Annotated in this window: 18 protein-coding genes; 7 read left to right on the top strand and 11 right to left on the bottom strand. The window is 69.3% G+C overall.

The genetic code is table 11. From position 1 onward, the window contains the following. Positions 1-66: 66 nt before the first annotated feature. From ACGFWI_RS04925 to ACGFWI_RS04910, 4 genes are all read right to left on the bottom strand, one after another. Positions 67-495 carry a DUF4267 domain-containing protein gene (locus tag ACGFWI_RS04925; RefSeq protein ID WP_393904491.1) on the bottom strand — a complete coding sequence of 143 codons (429 nt, stop codon included), beginning with the start codon at positions 493-495 and terminating at the stop codon, positions 67-69. 281 nt (positions 496-776) lie between these two features. Further along, positions 777-1,163 carry a VOC family protein gene (locus ACGFWI_RS04920; protein ID WP_099872578.1) on the bottom strand — a complete coding sequence of 129 codons (387 nt, stop codon included), beginning with the start codon at positions 1,161-1,163 and terminating at the stop codon, positions 777-779. Positions 1,164-1,230: 67 nt separating this feature from the next. Next, positions 1,231-1,581 carry an antibiotic biosynthesis monooxygenase family protein gene (locus ACGFWI_RS04915; protein WP_393904490.1) on the bottom strand — a complete coding sequence of 117 codons (351 nt, stop codon included), beginning with the start codon at positions 1,579-1,581 and terminating at the stop codon, positions 1,231-1,233. A 51-nt stretch (positions 1,582-1,632) separates the two neighbouring features. Continuing rightward, on the bottom strand, positions 1,633-2,079 hold the full coding sequence (locus tag ACGFWI_RS04910) for an anthrone oxygenase family protein (protein WP_393904489.1): 447 nt from the start codon (positions 2,077-2,079) through the stop codon (positions 1,633-1,635). A gap of 90 nt (positions 2,080-2,169) precedes the next feature. Here ACGFWI_RS04910 and ACGFWI_RS04905 point away from each other — a divergent pair, with 90 nt between their 5' ends. Then, positions 2,170-2,748, top strand: coding sequence for a TetR/AcrR family transcriptional regulator (locus ACGFWI_RS04905; protein WP_393904488.1), 579 nt, complete (start codon positions 2,170-2,172; stop codon positions 2,746-2,748). Between the two features lie 50 nt (positions 2,749-2,798). Then, complete coding sequence (locus tag ACGFWI_RS04900; protein ID WP_393904656.1) at positions 2,799-3,359, top strand: CGNR zinc finger domain-containing protein; 561 nt, start codon at positions 2,799-2,801, stop codon at positions 3,357-3,359. 283 nt (positions 3,360-3,642) lie between these two features. On the opposite strand, the gene ACGFWI_RS04895 is transcribed toward ACGFWI_RS04900, so the two are convergent. Further along, positions 3,643-4,071, bottom strand: coding sequence for a MarR family winged helix-turn-helix transcriptional regulator (locus ACGFWI_RS04895; RefSeq protein ID WP_393904487.1), 429 nt, complete (start codon positions 4,069-4,071; stop codon positions 3,643-3,645). 129 nt (positions 4,072-4,200) lie between these two features. Between ACGFWI_RS04895 and ACGFWI_RS04890 the strand changes: the two genes are divergently transcribed. After that, positions 4,201-5,109, top strand: coding sequence for an MBL fold metallo-hydrolase (locus tag ACGFWI_RS04890; protein ID WP_393904486.1), 909 nt, complete (start codon positions 4,201-4,203; stop codon positions 5,107-5,109). 423 nt (positions 5,110-5,532) lie between these two features. Continuing rightward, positions 5,533-6,441: a recombinase family protein gene (locus ACGFWI_RS04885; RefSeq protein WP_393904485.1), complete on the top strand. Its 909-nt coding sequence runs from the start codon at positions 5,533-5,535 to the stop codon at positions 6,439-6,441. 56 nt (positions 6,442-6,497) lie between these two features. Here ACGFWI_RS04885 and ACGFWI_RS04880 read toward each other — a convergent pair whose 3' ends face one another. From ACGFWI_RS04880 to ACGFWI_RS04860, 5 genes are all read right to left on the bottom strand, one after another. Beyond that, positions 6,498-6,911 carry a cytidine deaminase gene (locus ACGFWI_RS04880; protein WP_393904484.1) on the bottom strand — a complete coding sequence of 138 codons (414 nt, stop codon included), beginning with the start codon at positions 6,909-6,911 and terminating at the stop codon, positions 6,498-6,500. Further along, a complete protein-coding gene (locus tag ACGFWI_RS04875) occupies positions 6,908-7,243 on the bottom strand; it encodes a hypothetical protein (RefSeq protein WP_393904483.1) in 336 nt (111 codons plus the stop codon). Before ACGFWI_RS04875 ends, ACGFWI_RS04880 begins: the two co-directional genes overlap by 4 nt. Positions 7,244-7,511: 268 nt before the next feature. Next, on the bottom strand, positions 7,512-9,356 hold the full coding sequence (locus ACGFWI_RS04870) for a phospholipase C (RefSeq protein WP_393904482.1): 1,845 nt from the start codon (positions 9,354-9,356) through the stop codon (positions 7,512-7,514). A gap of 172 nt (positions 9,357-9,528) precedes the next feature. Then, a complete protein-coding gene (gene efeB / locus ACGFWI_RS04865; protein ID WP_393904655.1) occupies positions 9,529-10,779 on the bottom strand; it encodes an iron uptake transporter deferrochelatase/peroxidase subunit in 1,251 nt (416 codons plus the stop codon). A 2-nt stretch (positions 10,780-10,781) separates the two neighbouring features. Beyond that, positions 10,782-11,957 (bottom strand): EfeM/EfeO family lipoprotein, encoded by a 1,176-nt coding sequence (locus tag ACGFWI_RS04860; RefSeq protein ID WP_393904481.1) that lies wholly within the window; start codon positions 11,955-11,957, stop codon positions 10,782-10,784. A 455-nt stretch (positions 11,958-12,412) separates the two neighbouring features. On the opposite strand from ACGFWI_RS04860, the gene ACGFWI_RS04855 reads away from it, so the two are divergent. Next, a complete protein-coding gene (locus ACGFWI_RS04855; protein WP_393904480.1) occupies positions 12,413-13,288 on the top strand; it encodes a helix-turn-helix transcriptional regulator in 876 nt (291 codons plus the stop codon). 93 nt (positions 13,289-13,381) lie between these two features. Here ACGFWI_RS04855 and ACGFWI_RS04850 read toward each other — a convergent pair whose 3' ends face one another. Continuing rightward, positions 13,382-13,987: a helix-turn-helix domain-containing protein gene (locus ACGFWI_RS04850; RefSeq protein WP_393904479.1), complete on the bottom strand. Its 606-nt coding sequence runs from the start codon at positions 13,985-13,987 to the stop codon at positions 13,382-13,384. A gap of 380 nt (positions 13,988-14,367) precedes the next feature. On the opposite strand from ACGFWI_RS04850, the gene ACGFWI_RS04845 reads away from it, so the two are divergent. Both ACGFWI_RS04845 and ACGFWI_RS04840 read left to right on the top strand, forming a co-directional pair. Next, positions 14,368-15,576, top strand: a complete 1,209-nt coding sequence (locus ACGFWI_RS04845; RefSeq protein WP_393904478.1) for a cytochrome P450 — start codon at positions 14,368-14,370, stop codon at positions 15,574-15,576. A 280-nt stretch (positions 15,577-15,856) separates the two neighbouring features. Further along, entirely contained in the window at positions 15,857-16,921 is a 1,065-nt protein-coding gene (locus ACGFWI_RS04840; RefSeq protein ID WP_393904477.1) for a type III polyketide synthase, read from the top strand. Positions 16,922-17,188 lie beyond the last annotated feature (267 nt).

The raw sequence follows: 17,188 nt of genomic DNA, 5'->3' as shown, positions 1-17,188 counted from the left end.
GCGGTCGCTGACAGATAAGGGGTGGTCCGGCCATGGGACCGGGCCACCCCTTCGGGCATGCAACTGTCAGGCGGGCTGCGCGGCGGGCGCTGGGGCGGGGGCCTTGTGGGCCTTGCGGGTCTCGCGGAGGGTCAGCAGGCCGGTGATCGCGATCAGCGCCGAGGTCAGGCCGTGTATGCCGAACGCGGCGGCGAGGGGGCCGTGGTGGGCCAGGACGTTGATCATGTCGCCGAACGGGGCGACGGCCTCCATCAGCAGGACCCAGCCCAGGGCGCGGCGGTGGCCCGTCACCAGCAGGATGCCGATGACCAGGCCCATCGCGAGTTCGCGGGTGCCCTTCATGATGAGGAAGCCGTCGCCGTTGCCGGCGGGCCAGTTCGGCAGGCCAACGCCCTGAGTGGACGCCGCAGGAGCCAGGATGAAGGACAGCCCGAGGTAGAGGACGAACAGGGTGACGGCGGTGACCAGCACGGTGTTGACGTTCTTCAGCGACATGACGCTTCTCCTTTGATGCTCAGGTTGGAGTGGGGCAGGGTTCGTCCCGGGCGTAGCCGGGGCGGCCGGTGACGTGCCAGATGACGCGGACCGGTGCGGGCGGGGCGGACAAGACCGCCTTACTCGGGGGCATCCGCAGACCCGCACACCAGAAGTGCTTCGCAGTGCTGCCCTGCAGACGGGGGGAACGGACACTGACGTGGCTGACCGGCATCGCCGCGGCTGCGAACGCAATCCCGCTGTCACCAGCGAGGGCGTGATCCGCTGGGCCGCCACCGGCCTCACGACCCGGCACCGCCCGGGGTGAGGATTTCCATGAGATGTCCGTCGGGGTCGCGGAAGTAGGTACCCCTGCGGCCTTCGGTGCGCTCGCTGCGGTAGATCTGCCCATTCTCTTGGCATGCGGGATCGGCGTAGTGGGTGATTCCACCGTCCTGTATGCGGGCGAAGGCGGCGTCGAACTCCTCCTCGCTGACCATGAATGCGTAGTGGTGTGGCTCGAAGTCGTCCAGCTGGTCGTAGTCCAGGCTGACTTGGTTGGCCAGCGTGACCGGCGTGAAGTGCGCCAGCGGCGGGTCGACGCTGAGACCGAGGATGTCGGCCAGGAACTGCGCCGAGGCTTGCGGGTCACGGGCGGGGACGATGGTGTGGTTCAGTTCCACGGTCATAGTGACTCCTGTTCAGGGACGGGCTGCGCGAGGTGGGGTGCTGCCCTCCCCGGCTGCGGTTGCCGTGTCACACGTCGATCTGCTCGAAGATGTGCGGGTACGACACGATGTCGTCGGGGGACTCGGCCACCATGCGCTGGAACTCCGGGCGGCCGAACGCCGTGGCGAGCGCCTCGGTCGACTCCCAGACCGCGACGTTCATCAGAAGCCGGCTGTCCGCCGTTCCCTGGTGCATCCGCAGGGAGACGAATCCCGGCTGAGCCTTCATGAACTCGGCCTGCCTGTGAAAGAGGGCCAGGAACGCTTCCGTCCTCTCCTTCGGGACGACGAAGGTGTTGGCCAGGACGATGGGCCCGGTCTTCTCCTTGAACTGCGCGAACATCGGCGTGTGCGGGTCGAGACTCTGCAGCTTGGCCATTTTCGGTACGTCCTCTCGCTGTCGGTCAGTGGGTGTCGTGAGCCCGTGGGCTCAGGTGAGGGCGGTGACCAGCAGGGTGAAGGCGCCGACGATGACGGCGACGCGGACGTAGTGGTAGCGGTCCCAGCGCTTCATCTGCTGCTTCCAGTCGGCGGGCCGGTTCTCAGGGGTCCAGGTCTTGTTCCGGTTGTTGATCGGAACGAGCAGCAGGATCGACATGACCACGCTGAGGAGCAGCAGCGCGCCGGCGGTGACGACGAGGCCGGTGCCGCGGTGGTGCCACCCGGCCACAGCCCAGACCGCGACGAGGACGAGCGAGCCGATGTACCAGACCGGCATCATGGCGCCGAGCATCCGGCCCCCGTGGGAGTGGGCCTGCTGATTGCTGTCCTCCGGGAGGGCGTTGAAGATCGGGTTCATGACGAAGGCGACGGAGAACTCCACCCCCACCATCAGACCGACGGCCACGGTGGTGACGACCTCGAGTGCGCTGAGCATGACGACCCTCCCGGGATCTAGCGTTGCTAGCTGGTGAGGCTACGCTAGTGCTACTGCCGCTCCATTGTCTAGCGGTGCTAGGATCGAATCATGTCGGTACAGGAACGCAAGCAGCGGGAACGGGCGGAGCGCGAGCGCCTCATCGTGGCGACGGCCCGCGAACTCGCCGAGCAGCAGGGCTGGGACGCGGTCACCACCCGCCGTCTCGCCGAGCGCATCGAGTACAGCCAGCCCGTCCTCTACAGCCACTTCCGCGGCAAACGCGAGATCATCGGGGCCGTCGCCCTCCAGGGCGCCACCGAGATGGCCGCGGCGGTGCGTGCCGCGACGTCCGCCGCGGACGGCCCGCGCGCCCGGGTGTACGCCCTCGCCCGCGCCTACCTCGACTTCGCCGCACGCAACCCGGCGGTCTACGACGCCATCTTCCAGCTCGACGGCGGTCTCGCGTACGCACAGGAGGACACCCCGGAACCCCTCAAGGACGCCTTCGCCGCCCTGATGGAGAGCCTCGGCGAAGTCGCCGGGGACGGCATCCACCCGGGGCTGTTCACCGAGGTGTTCTGGGCGTCCTTGCACGGGGTGGCGACCCTGACCCGGTCGGGACGGCTGCCGCCCGAGGAGACCGAGCCGAGGGTGGAGCTGCTGGTGGACCGGCTCCCCACCGTCTGACGCACCGTCCCGGCAGGAACGCAGCCAGGGCCCTCGGGCCCCGCCGCTGCCTGCCTGACGCGCCGGCATCGGCCCAGCTGGTCCAGGCGTTCGCCAACACCGTCGATGTCGAGGACGGCACCGACGACCTGGATACTGCCCGCAGGCTCGACGCATGGCTGCGGGAGCAGGGGCTCCTGCGGGGTAGCGAGCGCGTCGGGGCACGGGAACACGTCCTGTGCCTGCGGCTGCGGGCGGGTATCCGCGAGGAGTTGGGTGTCCACGTGGGAGACGCCCCCGACCAGGCGCTGCAGCTCGCGGCGACCGAGGCGCTGCGCGAACTGCCCGTCGTGGTCACCGTTGGAGCCGACTCCCCCGGCGTCCTCACCCCGGCCCTGCATCTCTCCGCGACCGAGAAGGCCCTCGGGGCGCTGGCGATCGCCTGGAGCGAGTTGTCCGTCACCGGCCAGGCGGCACGCCTGAAGCGCTGCTCCGAGCATGCCTGCGCCTGGGTTTTCTGGGACTCCTCGAAGAACCGCAGCCGCCGCTGGTGCTCGATGCGGGCGTGCGGGAACCGGGCCAAGGCCCGCCGTTACGCAGCACGGCAGGCCGCGGGGGCGACTTCCGGCTGACGCACCGGGGCCGTGTACCGACGGTGGCCCAACAAATGTTCATGGCGTGGCGCGCTTCGCCACCAGGTCGGCGGTGAGGCCCGCTACCTCCCGGGCTGCGAGGCCCTGCAAACAGGTCGTAAGGTCCGCCGAGTCCCGCAGCGCCCTCGCCCCGGGGCGAAGTAGCGCTTCCAACGGGCAACGTCCTTGTTCGTCTCCTCAACGAACCTAAAAATCCAATTCGCCCCGGATGCCAGCAGGTCGGTTCCCCCTGGTGTCCGAGCCGGGATTCCGAGGCCTTGGCTCATGGGCGGATGACGGCTTGTTCCAACAGGTCCTGGAGGGCGCGCTGTTGCTCAGGTGTGAGTCCGCCCAGCGGTGAGTCCTGGGCGAGGAGTTCGAGGAGCCGTTCACGGAGGGCCGCGCCCTCCGCGGTGAGGATGAGGTGCTTTGCGCGGCGGTCGGTGGGGTGGGCGCGGCGCTCGACCAGGCCGAGCTTCTCGAGCTTGTCGATGACGAAGGTGGCATTGGAGGGCTCGCAGCTCATGCGTTCGGCGAGCTCTCGCATAGTCATGGGCCCGGTCATCTCCCGCAGCGCAGTGGCCTGGGCCGGGGTCAGGTCGAGCGCGACAGCACGAACGCGTACGTGATCGGCGATCTGCCGGGCCAGTGCGTCCACCAGGCCGCAGATCTCCCGCTCGGCGATGGCGTGCGGATCCGGAGGCGTCGTCATGACCCCACCCTAGCAAGTCCATCAAGTCAGAATCATTAGAGCTTGAATGATTCGAGCTTGATGCATATGGTGATGCCGTCGCCGAGACGCACGGCGACGACCTGACGCCGCACCAGAAGAGGAAGAACCATGGCGAACTCTGCACTCGACCGCACCGACCGGTTGCGTAGGCCGGCAGGAATCCGCTCGCTGCAACTGGGCGACACGAAGGTCTCGTACGTACCGGACGGCGATGTACGGCTCCGGCCACGGGCCCTGTTCCCGGACACCACCGATGAGGTGTGGGCCGCCCACCCGGAGCTTCTGGACGTCTCGGGCCATCTCGTGGCAAGCATCGGCGCCCTGCTGGTGGAGCACGGCGACCGCGCCCTGCTGATCGATGCGGGCTTCGGACCGCAGAGGCTCCCCGCGGCTCCGGACGGCCCGCGCGGCGTCATTCACGGGGGCGCGCTACTGGAGAGCCTGGCCCAGCTCGGCCGTGGGTCGGAAACGGTCGAGGCAATCGCATTCACCCACCTCCACCCCGACCATCTGGGCTGGGCCTGGCATCCCGCCCCAGGCGGTGACCGGCCCGCATTCGCCCATGCCGACTACCTGGTGTCCGCGCCAGAATGGGCCCAGCGCGACCTGCTGAAGGAGCAGGGCATGACCGCAGAGGTCACAGCCCTGGCGCCGCTGGTGCGTCCCGTGGTGGACGGACAGGAGATCTTCCCGGGCGTGCACGTGCGGATATCCGCAGGCCACACGGCCGGGCACGCCGAGTACGTCATCACTTCGGGCGGGCAGCGACTGATCGCCTTCGGCGATTCCCTGCACTCGCCGATCCAGGTTGACCACCCTGAATGGTCCTCCGCCTTCGATCACGACCCCGTGGGGGCCGCCGATCACCGCCGCCGTCTCGTCGTCGAACTGAAAGAGCCCGACACGATCGGCTTCGGCGGCCACTTCGCCGACGCGGTCTTCGGGCAGGTCCGGCAGAACGACAGCGGCCCCGCCTGGCGCCCCCTGGACGCCCGCCCCACTGGTGATGACCAGTGACGACAGCGCTCGCGCGCCGCCCGTGGATTCGCGCACCAGATGCTGGCAGGGCATCGTTGCTGCCGCGCTGACCGCAACGGTCACGGTGATGCCGCGCTCTGCCATCGGGGTCCTCACCCCGCGGATCGCACAAGACCTGCATGCCTCCCGAACGGCCATCGGTCTGACGATCAGCGCCTTCTACCTACGCCGCCACTGCATTGGGCTCCCCCCTCGCCAAACCGCCGGTACCCGAGGTGGTCGCCTCGATGCGTACGACTGGCATCAGAAAACGATCGTTTGACGACAGGCGCGACGGGCGTTCAATGAACCCGGACTTTTCGGGGCTCCGAGGCGGCTCGAATCCAATCGGATCCGATGACGACTGACGACAGGGTTTGCTGACAGCTAGGGTCGAATGCGACCACCACAACGGGGAGCACCATGGCCAACCTGGTCTACAAGCGGGTGTCGACCGACCAGCAGTCGACCGACCGTCAGAACCTCGTCCTCGACCAGGCCGGGATCGAGGACCCGGTCGTCTTCGAGGAACAGGCCGGCACCTCCAGCCGCCTCCACCCGCTCCAGCGCCCGAAGTTCAGCGAGCTCCTCACCTACGCGCGGCCGGGCGACACCGTGCACACCTCCGAGATGTTCCGCCTCGTACGCGGCACCGGCCACATCCTCGACGTGCTCGACGTCCTGCACCGCGACCGCCTCGCCCTGCGCATCCACGACGGCGCGTTCTCCGCGATGGACCTCACCGCCCGCCACCCACGCACCGGAGAGCTGCTGTCCACCGTGAAGTTCATGGTGCAGACCCTCGCCGCCGCCGGCGAACTCCAGCGCGACCTACAGCGCGAGCTCACCTACGACGGGCTGCGGGCCGCCGAGGCGAAGGGCAATAAGGGCGGGCGCCGCCCCGCCGTCCCGACCAGCAAAACCGACGCCGTGCGCACCGCGTACCTGGAGGGCCGGTCCATCGCCGCCCTCGCCCGCGACCACGACGTCAGCCGCGGTGCCATCCGCACCGCCGTCGCGGACCTCCTGCCCGAGCACACAGCCGCCGGCCCAGGCACCCTGGCCCCGGAGCTGCCGGTCGTCCTCGACATGCCGGGCAAAGTCGCCGACTTCCTCCGCACCACCGAGCTGGACGACGCCGAACGCGCCACGCTCGACCAGGGCGTCACCGTACGGCGCGGCCAGGGCTACACCTTGCGCGTCACCGCCGTACCCACAGTCCACCGCCAGCTCCTCGACCGCTGCCAGCCCCTCGACGGCACCGCATCGGTCCCGGCCCAGCGCAAGGCCCGCCGCGAGTACGCGAACCGCGTCAGCGCCCTCATCGAGTGATCACCGCCGTTTGCGGCTGGTGACAGCGTTCTTACCGGCACCCCGAGTGGCGAGGCTTACACGACCTCAAGCTGGTGGTCTGCCCAGACGTAGGTTTCGGGCAGCAAGTCGCTGATGAGGACTGTTCGTATGCCGTCCTCTCCGCCAACGATGACCTTGAGCTCGGGGAAGTAGTCGAGAAGGATCTGGCGACAACGGCCGCAGGGGGGAACAACCCCTCGGTCGCGGTCGCCCACGGAGACGATTGTGTCCAGCTCGTAAGCGCCCTGGGCGGCCGCCGCGCCGATAAGGACCGGCTCGGCGCAGGGGCCTCCCGTGAAGTGGTAGGCGTTCACCGCGGTGACGATGCGGCCGTCCCGGGCGCGGGCCGCGGCTGCCATGGTGTGGTTGTCACCCCGGCAGCGAGTGCGAGCCACGTGGGCTGCGGCCTGGATGAGCTCGTGGTCGACGGGGTGGGTCTGCCTAGTCATCTTCTCTGCCATCGTGCGTCGGCCGGCGGCTGGAAGTCCCGGACAGCGTCGTGGTACTCGCGCAGCCAGCACCCCAGTTCGCTGATTCCGAGGGTCGATCGCAGAGCCGATGGCCAAGGCGAGAACGCGGGCTCGCCGTGCACCAGCGACAGCACCTCATCGGTGCCGTCTGTGCCAAGGACCCGCGGAGCCCGAGTGAAGCCCACCGCTTCCAAGTGGGTCAACAAGGCGTGTACCGCGGACGTCCACTCGCCGACGGGCCGGCGGATCGTCTCTCCGATCCGCCGCACCGTGGTCACGCTGCCCTTGTCCGTAGCGCCATCCGCGATCATTGGGTCAGCGTAGCCCTGCTGCCCACATCATCGTCATGGACAACGGCACCCACAACAGCCAGCGCGACAGGCCCAAGGCAAGCACCAGCCAGACCTTGTGGGTTGCACTCCCCACGGATGCTGCCAGTTACGGGACAGCCCTTACTGACGGGTTACTTGATCCTTGGTGTCTGAGCTAGGACTTCGGGGCCGTGTCGACGGGCCCTCGTGCTGACGGCCCTCGTTGCGGCGGACGGCCCTCGTTGCCGAGGGTTCTCGTCCTTACGGGTCAGACGGTCCGGTGCTCCTTGCGGCGGCGCAGTACCAGGAAGGTGCCGGTGATGCCTGCCGCCACCACGGCCGCGCCGATACCCACCGGGAGCACGGGGAAGCCGGACGGTTCACCGACCGAGGCCAGGTTCTGCAGTGAGGCGCCCGGGTCGATGGTCGTGGCGACCGGTGCGACATGCCGGACCGGGCCGACCGACTTGACCGAGCCGTCCGCGTTGAGCAGTACCTGCTTGTTGTTGGGGTGCCGGAAGTCGAACATCCCGTCCAGCGAGCCGGCCCGGGTGTCGAAGGACGCATCGCCGATCCGGCCGGTGTGCCAGTTGTGCTCGATGAACTTGATGACCGAGGTCTGCTCGGTCCGGGTGTGATCGATCTTGTTGACCTTGCTGTACGGGGAGATGACCAGCAGCGGCTGCCGGGTGCCGGGACCACAGCGGTCCGCATAGCCGCCGGCCGCGGCGGGGCCCGCCTGGCAGGCCGGGCTGTCGGTGGCCTTGCCGTTGGAGCCGGTCGAGGTGTCCTTGGAGCCGTTGCGCGGCTTGACGAAGGTGTGGTCGTACCAGCCGTCGGAGTCGTCATAGGCGACGACGATGGCGGTGTCCTTCCACTGCGGCGACTGCTGGATGCGGTTGATGCGGTCGACGAGGAAGTGCTGTTCGTCGATCGGGTCGGAGTAGCCGGCGTGGGCGTCCTGGTACTCGGGGGCCTTGAGGAAACTGACGGCCGGCAGCTTGCCCGCCTTGAGCACGGCGTCGAAGTCGCTCAGGTCGTAGTTGTGGTTGGCCTGTCCGGCGTGGCCGACCTCGTTGACGCTCTTCGGCGGCAGGTGGTGCGGGTTGGAGGTCGACTTGTAGTACTCGAACGGCGAGTGGTGCGGGCTGTAGTCGACGGCCGCGGCTCCCCCGACGTTGGTGTGCGTGGTCCCGCTGCACTTGGCGTAGTGGTCCGGCCGGCCGTCCCACCCGGTGCTGGGCCGGAAGCCGCCCTGGAACCAACCCCAGCTGACGTGCCCGGAGTTGAGGACGTCGCCGATGTTGCGCCCCTTCATGACGGCGAGCGCGTTCTTGCTGGTGTGGTCCTTGTTGGAGCAGTCGTCGTACGCCGGGTCCGGGTCGTTGACGATCGTGCCGACGCCCTGTGCGTCGGGTGACTGCACGGCGTGCGGGTCGGGGGTGTCGGTCTGCCGGGGGTTCTCGGTGCCGGAGGCGGGGTCCATGGAGACGACGCCGTGGGTCTGGCCGGAGACCAGGTTGAGGGCGCCCGGCGTGGAGGGGCCGTAGGTCGAGCTGAAGGAGCGGTCGTTCAGGGAGTAGTGCTGGGCGTAATTCCACAGGCCGGTGACGGTGTTGCCGTCGTAGTAGTCCATCACCAGGCCGGGCTCGCCGAAGAGGCCGCCGGAGCACTTTCCGGAGTCGGTGTTCTGGACGAACCGGTCGGCCTTGCCGCCGTTGTACGCGTACTGCTCGGGCCCGTAGTCGTGGTTCTGGTCGCAGGTCATGGCCTGCTGTGAGCTGAGCCGCTTGGGCGCGTACTGGTTGGGGTTGTGCTTCAGCAGCCCGGCGGTGCGCAGGTTGTCGATGTCCCGGGGCGTCCGCGGGGAGGCGGTGAACTTGGTGCCGTCGGTGTTGGCGGCCTTCGGGTAGGTCGCGAAGTAGTGGTCGAACGAGATGTTCTCGTCGAAGAGAACGACCACGTGCTTGACGGGGGTGGCTGTACGGGAGGAATCGGGGTGGTGTGGCCCGGCGGCCCAGGAGGGCGCGCCCGCGCCCAGGACCGCGAGGGCCGCGGCACCCGTGAGGGCCCCCAGGCTCCGTGCTGCTGCTCGTCTTCCCCTACTGGCCATACTGGTTCACCCTCCGGGCAGGGACGCGATCGTGCTGTACGGGCGGGATGCTCTGCCGGGCGGACGGCTGCGCGGCAGAGCCATGATGGCGCGGGAGTGAACAGTGAGTCAGGTATGCCAGGCCAAAGCTTGACCGGGTATTGACCCTTCGAGCCCACGGCGCGTCCGCCGATCAGGCCAGCAGAGCCCGGCCGTACCAGTCCGTCTCCTCACGCACGCCCGGCAACGCGAAGAAGTAGCCGCCCCCGAAGGGCGTGATGTAGTCCGTCAACGGCTCGCCGGCCAGCCTTCGTTGCACGGTCTCGAACTGGCGGGCAAGGTCGCGCTGGTAGCAGCAGAACAGCAGGCCCATGTCGAGGTTGCCGTTGCTGTCCACGCCTCTGTCGTAGTTGTAGGCCCGGCGCAGGATCCGCTGACCTGTGGTGGACGGGGTGCGTGGATTGGCCAGCCGGATGTGGCTGTCCAGGGGGATCACCTCGCCCTTGGGGTCGCCGGGATAGTCGGGGGTGTCCCTTTCGTGGTCGCCGTCCAGGGGTGCCCCGGTCTCCCGGGCGCGGCCGAACATGCGCTCCTGTTCGGTCAGCGACACCCGGTCCCAGAACTCCACCAGCATGCGGATCAGACGCACCACTTGGTAGCTGCCGCCGACCGCCCAGTCCGGCTCACCGGCCCGCGCCCCGACCCACACCAGCCGGTCCATCTCCCGGGCGGTCCGGGCGTCGGGGTTGGCCGTACCGTCCTTGAAGCCCATGAGGTTGCGCGGCGTCCCGGACGGCCGGGGCGGGCTGGTGAAGCCGTCCAGCCGCCAGCGCACCTGCATACCGCCCCGGGTGTGCCGCGCGATGTCACGCAGGGCATGCAGCACGGTGTCCGTGTCGTCCGCGCACAGTTGGAGGCTCAGATCGCCGTGGCACCAGTCGGACTGCAGATCGTCGTCGGGGAAGGAAGGCATGGTGGTCAGCCGGCGCGGCGCGCGGCCGTGCAGCCCGAACCGGTCGTCGAACAGCGCCGCTCCCACGGCGAGCGTCACCGACAGCCCGCCCGCGGGGACCTGCGGTCCCAGGAGGCCCGAGTCGGTCGGCGGACCGGTGATACCGACCGACGCCGGTACCCCGCCGCCGGTCAGGAACCGGGCTCGGGCGGTGACGGTACGCATCAGCTCGGCCAGTTCCCGGCGGTTCTCGGCGGTCACGTCGAACGCGGTGTACGCGGTGACCCGGCGGGGCGGGGCGAGCACCGACGCCTGGTGCGGGCCGTGGAAGGGGACCCGTGGCGCGGCACCTGCCAACGGCCCCGGGCCGGTCATCAGGGCGGGTTCACCGGCCGGGGGCGGGCCGTCGGCAGGCGCAGCACCGCCGGACGCGAGTCCGGCCCCGGCGAGCGCCGCTCCCCGGAGGAATCCCCGTCGGCCGACACCGTCCATGTTCATACCGTTCTCCGCGCATCGCACAAGGTCGCCACCGACGCCAGCCTTTCCACCAGGTCTCCGAGCAGCGCATCGGTCCGCTCCCGCTGGGCACGGTCCAGATGGCTCAGCGCCGTCCACCGTCCGTCCTTCCGGAAGCCGTCGAGCAGGTGCTGCGCCCGGCTCAACTCGCTGTCCACGTGCGGCAGGCCGGGGTACCGGGTGACCAGCAGGGGGCGCAGTCGGGTGAGGACGGCCCGGGTTCCGTCGAGGTTGGCGCGGGCGGTGGCGAGGTTGCTGCCGCTGCCGTAGTCGGTCCGTCCGGTCAGCTCGGTCTGCAGCGTGTTCTCCAGGATCTCGTGGGCCCGCAGGCCGAGGTCCGCCGGTTCCATCCGCGCCTGCGCCCAGTCGTCCCGCAGCTTGCGTACGGCGCCGTCGAGCGCGGCGGCCGGGGCACGCAGGGTGTCGGCGGACTGCCCGTGCCACAGCCCGTATTCGACGCGGTGGAAGCCGGTGAACGCCGGATCCCGGTCGCCGTCCGGCAGGCCGGCGCTCGTGCCGTTGATCTGCTGGTCCGCGTCGCCGAAGGCCCCGTATGCCGCACCCAGTCGTTCGTAGGCGAGGTGCGCGGGCAGCCAGGCGTCCCGGGCCCCGGCCAGGTCCCCGCGCGCAAGGGCGGCCCGCAGGGTCCCGGTCCGGCCGACGAGACCGTCCAGGCCGCGCGCGACCCACTTCTGGTAGTCCAGCGCCGGAGGGATCAGGTCGTGCTCGGTGACCGGGGCCGCCGCCGGGCCGGCGTGACCGCCACCGCCGATGCGGACCGTGGGCCCCGTGACCGCGTCGGCATCGTCGGGCAGACACATGAAGGCGTACGAGCCCTGGCCCAGCCGGACCCGCAGATGCCGCGTGGTTCCGGGGCCGATGCCCTCCACCTCGCCGTAAACCGCGCCGCTGCGGGGGGACTTGAGATACACCTCGGCCGCGGCGTCGGAGGTGTTGTGCAGATCGAAGACCTGGGTGCCGGGGCGGGGGTGGCCCCATCCCCGGCCGCAGCCGCTCGGCGACACCTCGACGGTGGAGTGCCGCGGCCCGTCCGCCGCGGCCGGCGCCCGCCGCGCACCGTCCTCCGGGCCACCGGTCAGTGTCAGCGTCGCCAGCAGGCCGCCGACGAGGAGAACGCCTCCGATGCCCCGCACGTGAGGGGACCGCAGCTTCGCGAGGCCGGATCGTGGCACTCCGAGCCTCCCGGGGGTCGTTCACACCACGCGATCAGGTACGTGGCGCAGGATCAGGAAAGGTGACGTGGCCCGGCGCACACGCCATGGCCGACGGCAACGCTGCACATGCTAGACAGCGCGGTGCGCCCGAACACGCTTTCTCCGGAAGAGATACCAAGAGTTTCCTCGTGGTTCATCGGCCGTCGCCATTCGTCGGAGTGCCCCCTGGTCGGGTCCGCTCCCCGGGCAGTTGATCACCGGGGATCTCCGTCGGTCCGTGTTCCGGCTGTCCGGTGCGGGCGGGGCGTACGACGATCTCGTGCACATCGGCCTCCGGGGGCCGGGCGACGGCGGAGCGCGCCACGACCGGAGCGGCGCATCCTGGGTGTCGCACACCCAGGCACCCCCGACGGCACCCGGCCTACCCTGGGTGAATGACGAGCAACGAGCTCGGGGGCTTCCTGCGAGCACACCGGTCACAGGTCCTTCCCGAGGATGTCGGCATGCCCAGCCACGGGCGTCGCAGAGTCGCCGGGCTGCGGCGCGAGGAGGTCGCCGTCCTGGCCGGCATGAACGCCGACTACTACGCGCGGCTGGAACAAGGCCGCGAACGCCATCCGTCGCCGCAAGTGCTCGACGCTCTCAGCCGTGCCCTGCGACTGGACGACGACGGTCGTACACATCTGCACCGGCTGGCCGGGGTCGCCCCCGACCCTCTGCCGGCGGCCGGCGGGCGGGAGGCCGTCGACCCCGCCTTGCGGCAGCTGATCGACGGATACGCGCACACTCCGGCGTTCCTCCTCGATCCGGCCCTGGACATCCTGGCCGCCAACGCCCTGGCCGAGGCGCTGTTCTCGCCCTTCGAGCGCGCGGACAACCTGGCCCGCATGGTGTTCCTCGACCCGGCGGGCCGGCAGTTCTACCCCCGCTGGAACCGGACCGCCGAGGTCACGGTGGCGAATCTGCGGCAGGCCGTCGGCTCCGACCCGCACGCTCCGCGGCCGGCCGAGCTGATACAGACCCTGTCCGCGGCGAGCGCGGCTTTCACCGAGCTCTGGCACTCCCACACCGTGCGCGGAAAGACCCATGACACCAAGGAGTTCATCCACCCGGAGGTCGGCGGTCTCTCCCTCACCTACCAGGCCTTCGACGTACGCGGCGCCCCCGGCCTGCAACTGGTGATCTACCAGGCGGAACCGGGCAGCCCCAGCGCCGAGGCGCTCTCCCTGCTCGGCACGCTCAGCGCCACCGGGCGGCAGATCACCCCCGCGCGGGGACGGGACGCCGCGAGCGGGAGCAGCCGCAGATAGTCACCCGGACCGGCCGGGAGCACTTCCGTATCGCGCCGGTACCCGGGCGTACGCCTGGCCGACGCCCTTGCCGGCCAACGGAGCTGCGGGGCCTCAGACATGGCCAGGGACCGGTGCCGGTGGGCCGGCGCGGACGTGCATCCGCTCGCCCTGCGCACCGAAGAGGCTGAGGAACTCGACGGGGTGCGGTCCGGCGTTGGCGAAGCCGTGCGGGATGTGGGTGTCGAATTCGGCGGCCTCCCCGGAGGTGAGGACGAGGTCGTGCTCACCGAGGGCGAGCCACAGCCGGCCGGATAGGACATAGAGCCACTCATAGCCCTCGTGTGTGCGCTGCTCAGGCCGTGTGCCGGTCACTTTCTTGGCGGGGAGGATCTGCTTGTAGGCGTGCAGACCGCCGAGATGGCGGGTCAGCGGCACAAAGGTCTGCCCGTCGCGGGTGAAGGGGCGCGGATGGATACGGGGGTCGCCGGTGGCCGGTGCCCCGACCAGCTCGTCCAGCTGCACTCCATGGGCCTTGGCCAGCGGAAGCAGGAGTTCGAGGGTCGGTTTGCGCCGGCCGGACTCCAGACGCGAGAGGGTGCTGAGCGAGATGCCGGTGACCTCGCTCAGCTGCGCCAGAGTGGCTCCGCGCGCTCGCCGCAGCGCCCGCAGCCGTGGGCCGACCGCATTCAGCACGCCGGGAATGTCGTTGTCCGCCATGGCTCCATTTGCCGTCCCGGCAACAACTTTTGTCAAGCCGGCCGCGGGCGGGCGCTCGCCGGCTCGCCCTGACCTCGACCGGCTCCCCGCGACGATGCACGCAGGACCGCACCGGGCAACCGGTGGCGAGGTCACCCGATTGGCGCACCACACCGACCACCCACCACTATCCGTCAGTCACTGTGGAACGGCAGGGCAATGACCTCCGCCGGCCCACTGCCGGACCAGGCAGTAAAAGTGGCCCCCACAATTCCGCGTCGGCGATAACCCGGATGGCATGGCGCCTTTCCGGCTGACGGCCCGGTACGACCGCAGGCGTGCATCATTCATTCTTCGCAGGCGGTGAATACGCTCGTCACTTCTCACGTCGGGAGCTCACCATGGAACCCGGATCTCACGTCTGGAACTGCCCATTCGACTATGCGGAGGGGCTGGAATTCGATCCGACGCTCAAGCGCCTGCTGAATGAAGAACCGGTCGCCCGTATCCGGCTGCCCCACGGAGAAGGCGAGGCCTGGCTCGTCACCCGGTACGACGACGTACGCACGGTGACGACCGACCGGCGCTTCAGCCGCAGCGCCATCATCGGCCGGGACTTCCCCCGTATGACGCCCGAGCCGATCGTGCAGGACGAGGCGATCAACGTAATGGACCCGCCCGCCAGCAGCCGCTTGCGGAGCCTGGTCTCCAAGGCGTTCGCCCCGCGTCACGTGGAACGCATGCGGGCCCGCACCCAGCATGTCGTGGACGCACTGCTGGACCGGATGGCCGAGCACGGGTCTCCCGCCGACCTGATGGAGAGCCTGGCGTCCCCGCTGCCCCTGACGACGATCTGCGAGGTCCTCGACATCCCCGAGCGCGACCAGGCGCAGCTGCGCGCGCACGCCCGGACGATGATGAACGTCACCGTCGAAAACCGGGAGAGCGCCGTCCGGGCCAAGGCCGATATGCGGGCCTACTTCACGACGCTGACGGCGAAGCGGCGCCAGCACCCGGGAGACGACCTGATCAGCGCCCTGGCCACCGCTCGTGACGGGGACGAGATCCTCAACGACCAGGAACTCACCGTCATGGCCATGGTCCTGCTCATCACCGGCCAGGACACCACCACCTACGAGATCGGCAACCTCGCCTACACCCTGCTCACTCGGCCCAAGGAGCTCGCGATGCTGCGCTCCCGTCCCGAGATGCTCCCGCAGGCGATCGAGGAAATGCTGCGGTTCATCCCGTTCCGCAAGGGCGTCGGCATCCCCCGCGTCGCCACCGAGGACGTGGAGCTGAGCGGGGTGACGATCCGGGCCGGCGACATCGTGCACGTCTCCTATCTGACGGCCAACCGGGACAGCGAGAAGTTCGACCGGGCCGACGAGCTGGACCTGGAACGCGAGGGCCGGACCTCGCACATGACCTTCGGCTGGGGCGGACACCACTGTCTGGGTGCCCCGCTCGCCTCCACGGAGCTGGAAGTCGCCCTGGGAGCCCTCCTGGACCGCTTCCCGGACCTGAGGCTGGCAAAGCCGGCCGAGGAGGTCCGCTGGAACACCACGTCGATCTGGCGCTATCCGCTGGAGTTGCCGGTCGCTTGGTAATGGTGGGTCACGGCAGCGAAATGCAGATCCCACTCGTCTGGCGTACGGTTACTATTCGGAAAGATCAATCCACCAGCACGGGGAGAGTTCATTCTTCGACGGCTGGCCCACTCATTTCCCTTCCAGGGTCGTCAACTTCGGACCGCCGGGTCCGCCCATGGTTCCCTTGCCCCCCTCCGAACGGGCGAGTTACCGCGGTGGATACCTCCGGCCGAAAAGCGACTCGAATTCAGTGAAAGGAATTCCTGAGGGGGGCCACAGTCTGCAAGGAGTGCATCCCATGGCGGTTCTGTGCAAACCAGCAATCGCGGTCCCTGAATACGTCATCACCCAAGACGACACCCTCGAACTCGCGCAACGGCTGCACAAGGATCATTCGCAGCTGAGACTGATTCTGCGGCTGATAGAGAACACCGGTGTGCTCAAGCGGCATCTGATCCAGCCGATCGACAAGGTGCTCAAGCATCCAGGACTCGACGCCCGCAGCGCGGTCTACGAAGAGGAGTCCAAGGCCCGCGTCCCCGCCGTGGTCCGCAAGGCTCTCGACCAGGCCGAGGTGGAGCCGCAGCAGATCGACCTCATCGTCTACGTCTCCTGCACCGGCTTCATGATGCCGGCCCTGACCGCCTGGCTCATCAACACCCTGGGCTTCCGGTCGGATACACGGCAGATGCCGATTGCCCAACTCGGCTGCGCCGCGGGGGGCGCCGCGATCAACCGGGCACATGACTTCTGCACGGCGTACCCCGACGCCAACGTGCTCATCGTCGCGTGCGAGTTCTGCTCGCTGTGCTACCAGCCCACGGACCTGGGGGTGGGATCGCTGCTGTCGAACGGTCTCTTCGGTGACGCGGTCGCGGCCGCCGTGGTCCGCGGAAACGGTGGCACCGGCGTCCACTTGGAGCGCAACAGCTCGTACCTGATCCCGAACACCGAGGACTGGATCTCCTACGCGGTACGGTCCACCGGTTTCCACTTCCAGTTGGACAAGCGCGTACCCGGCACCATGGAGCCGCTGGCCCCCGCTCTGCGCGCCGTCGCGGAGCAGCACCAATGGGACGCGGGCAAACTGGACTTCTACATCGTCCACGCGGGCGGTCCGCGCATCCTGGACGACCTGTGCCGCTTCCTCGACGTGCCCCCCGAGGCGTTCCGCTTCAGCCGGGCGACGCTGACCGAGTACGGCAACATCGCCAGCGGCGTGGTGCTCGACGCCCTGGGGCGCATGTTCGACGAAGCGTCGGCCCTCGACGGCCACCGTGGCCTGCTGGCCGGCTTCGGCCCCGGCATCACCGCCGAGATGGCACTGGGCACCTGGACCTCAACTCCTGTGACAGCGGCATGACCCGGCCCGCTCGATGCGCCCGGTGCTGAGCCACCGGGCGCATCGAGCGGAGCGCGCATCCGTTCCGCCGCCCAACGCCGGCCTCCGTGCCGTGTGTTGGGCGGCGGTCGGTGTGGGTGGGGTCGGGGGCGGTGCCGTATCACCCTCTTCGGGGGCGGCCGGGTGTACGGGGGACACGGAACCACGGGTGCCACTGCCGCATCGGCTCGCTCCGCCCGGGGCGCATCGGCTCCCGCATCGACTCACTCCCCCGGGGCGCATCGGCCC

This window comes from Streptomyces sp. NPDC048434 (assembly GCF_043200375.1).
Taxonomy (GTDB): Bacteria; Actinomycetota; Actinomycetes; order Streptomycetales; family Streptomycetaceae; genus Streptomyces.
The sequence above is the reverse complement of the archived record's forward strand: the minus strand, read 5'-3'. Positions and strand labels throughout refer to the sequence as shown.

Coding starts and splice junctions, on each gene's coding strand:
- ACGFWI_RS04885 (WP_393904485.1), top strand. CDS start 5,533: ATGGCCAACCTGGTCTACAAGCGGGTGTCGACCGACCAGCAGTCGACC.
- ACGFWI_RS04905 (WP_393904488.1), top strand. CDS start 2,170: ATGTCGGTACAGGAACGCAAGCAGCGGGAACGGGCGGAGCGCGAGCGC.
- ACGFWI_RS04875 (WP_393904483.1), bottom strand. CDS start 7,243: ATGATCGCGGATGGCGCTACGGACAAGGGCAGCGTGACCACGGTGCGG.
- ACGFWI_RS04890 (WP_393904486.1), top strand. CDS start 4,201: ATGGCGAACTCTGCACTCGACCGCACCGACCGGTTGCGTAGGCCGGCA.
- ACGFWI_RS04915 (WP_393904490.1), bottom strand. CDS start 1,581: ATGGCCAAGCTGCAGAGTCTCGACCCGCACACGCCGATGTTCGCGCAG.
- ACGFWI_RS04870 (WP_393904482.1), bottom strand. CDS start 9,356: ATGGCCAGTAGGGGAAGACGAGCAGCAGCACGGAGCCTGGGGGCCCTC.
- ACGFWI_RS04855 (WP_393904480.1), top strand. CDS start 12,413: ATGACGAGCAACGAGCTCGGGGGCTTCCTGCGAGCACACCGGTCACAG.
- ACGFWI_RS04845 (WP_393904478.1), top strand. CDS start 14,368: ATGGAACCCGGATCTCACGTCTGGAACTGCCCATTCGACTATGCGGAG.
- ACGFWI_RS04895 (WP_393904487.1), bottom strand. CDS start 4,071: ATGACGACGCCTCCGGATCCGCACGCCATCGCCGAGCGGGAGATCTGC.
- ACGFWI_RS04850 (WP_393904479.1), bottom strand. CDS start 13,987: ATGGCGGACAACGACATTCCCGGCGTGCTGAATGCGGTCGGCCCACGG.
- ACGFWI_RS04840 (WP_393904477.1), top strand. CDS start 15,857: ATGGCGGTTCTGTGCAAACCAGCAATCGCGGTCCCTGAATACGTCATC.
- ACGFWI_RS04925 (WP_393904491.1), bottom strand. CDS start 495: ATGTCGCTGAAGAACGTCAACACCGTGCTGGTCACCGCCGTCACCCTG.
- efeB (WP_393904655.1), bottom strand. CDS start 10,779: ATGGACGGTGTCGGCCGACGGGGATTCCTCCGGGGAGCGGCGCTCGCC.
- ACGFWI_RS04920 (WP_099872578.1), bottom strand. CDS start 1,163: ATGACCGTGGAACTGAACCACACCATCGTCCCCGCCCGTGACCCGCAA.
- ACGFWI_RS04910 (WP_393904489.1), bottom strand. CDS start 2,079: ATGCTCAGCGCACTCGAGGTCGTCACCACCGTGGCCGTCGGTCTGATG.
- ACGFWI_RS04880 (WP_393904484.1), bottom strand. CDS start 6,911: ATGACTAGGCAGACCCACCCCGTCGACCACGAGCTCATCCAGGCCGCA.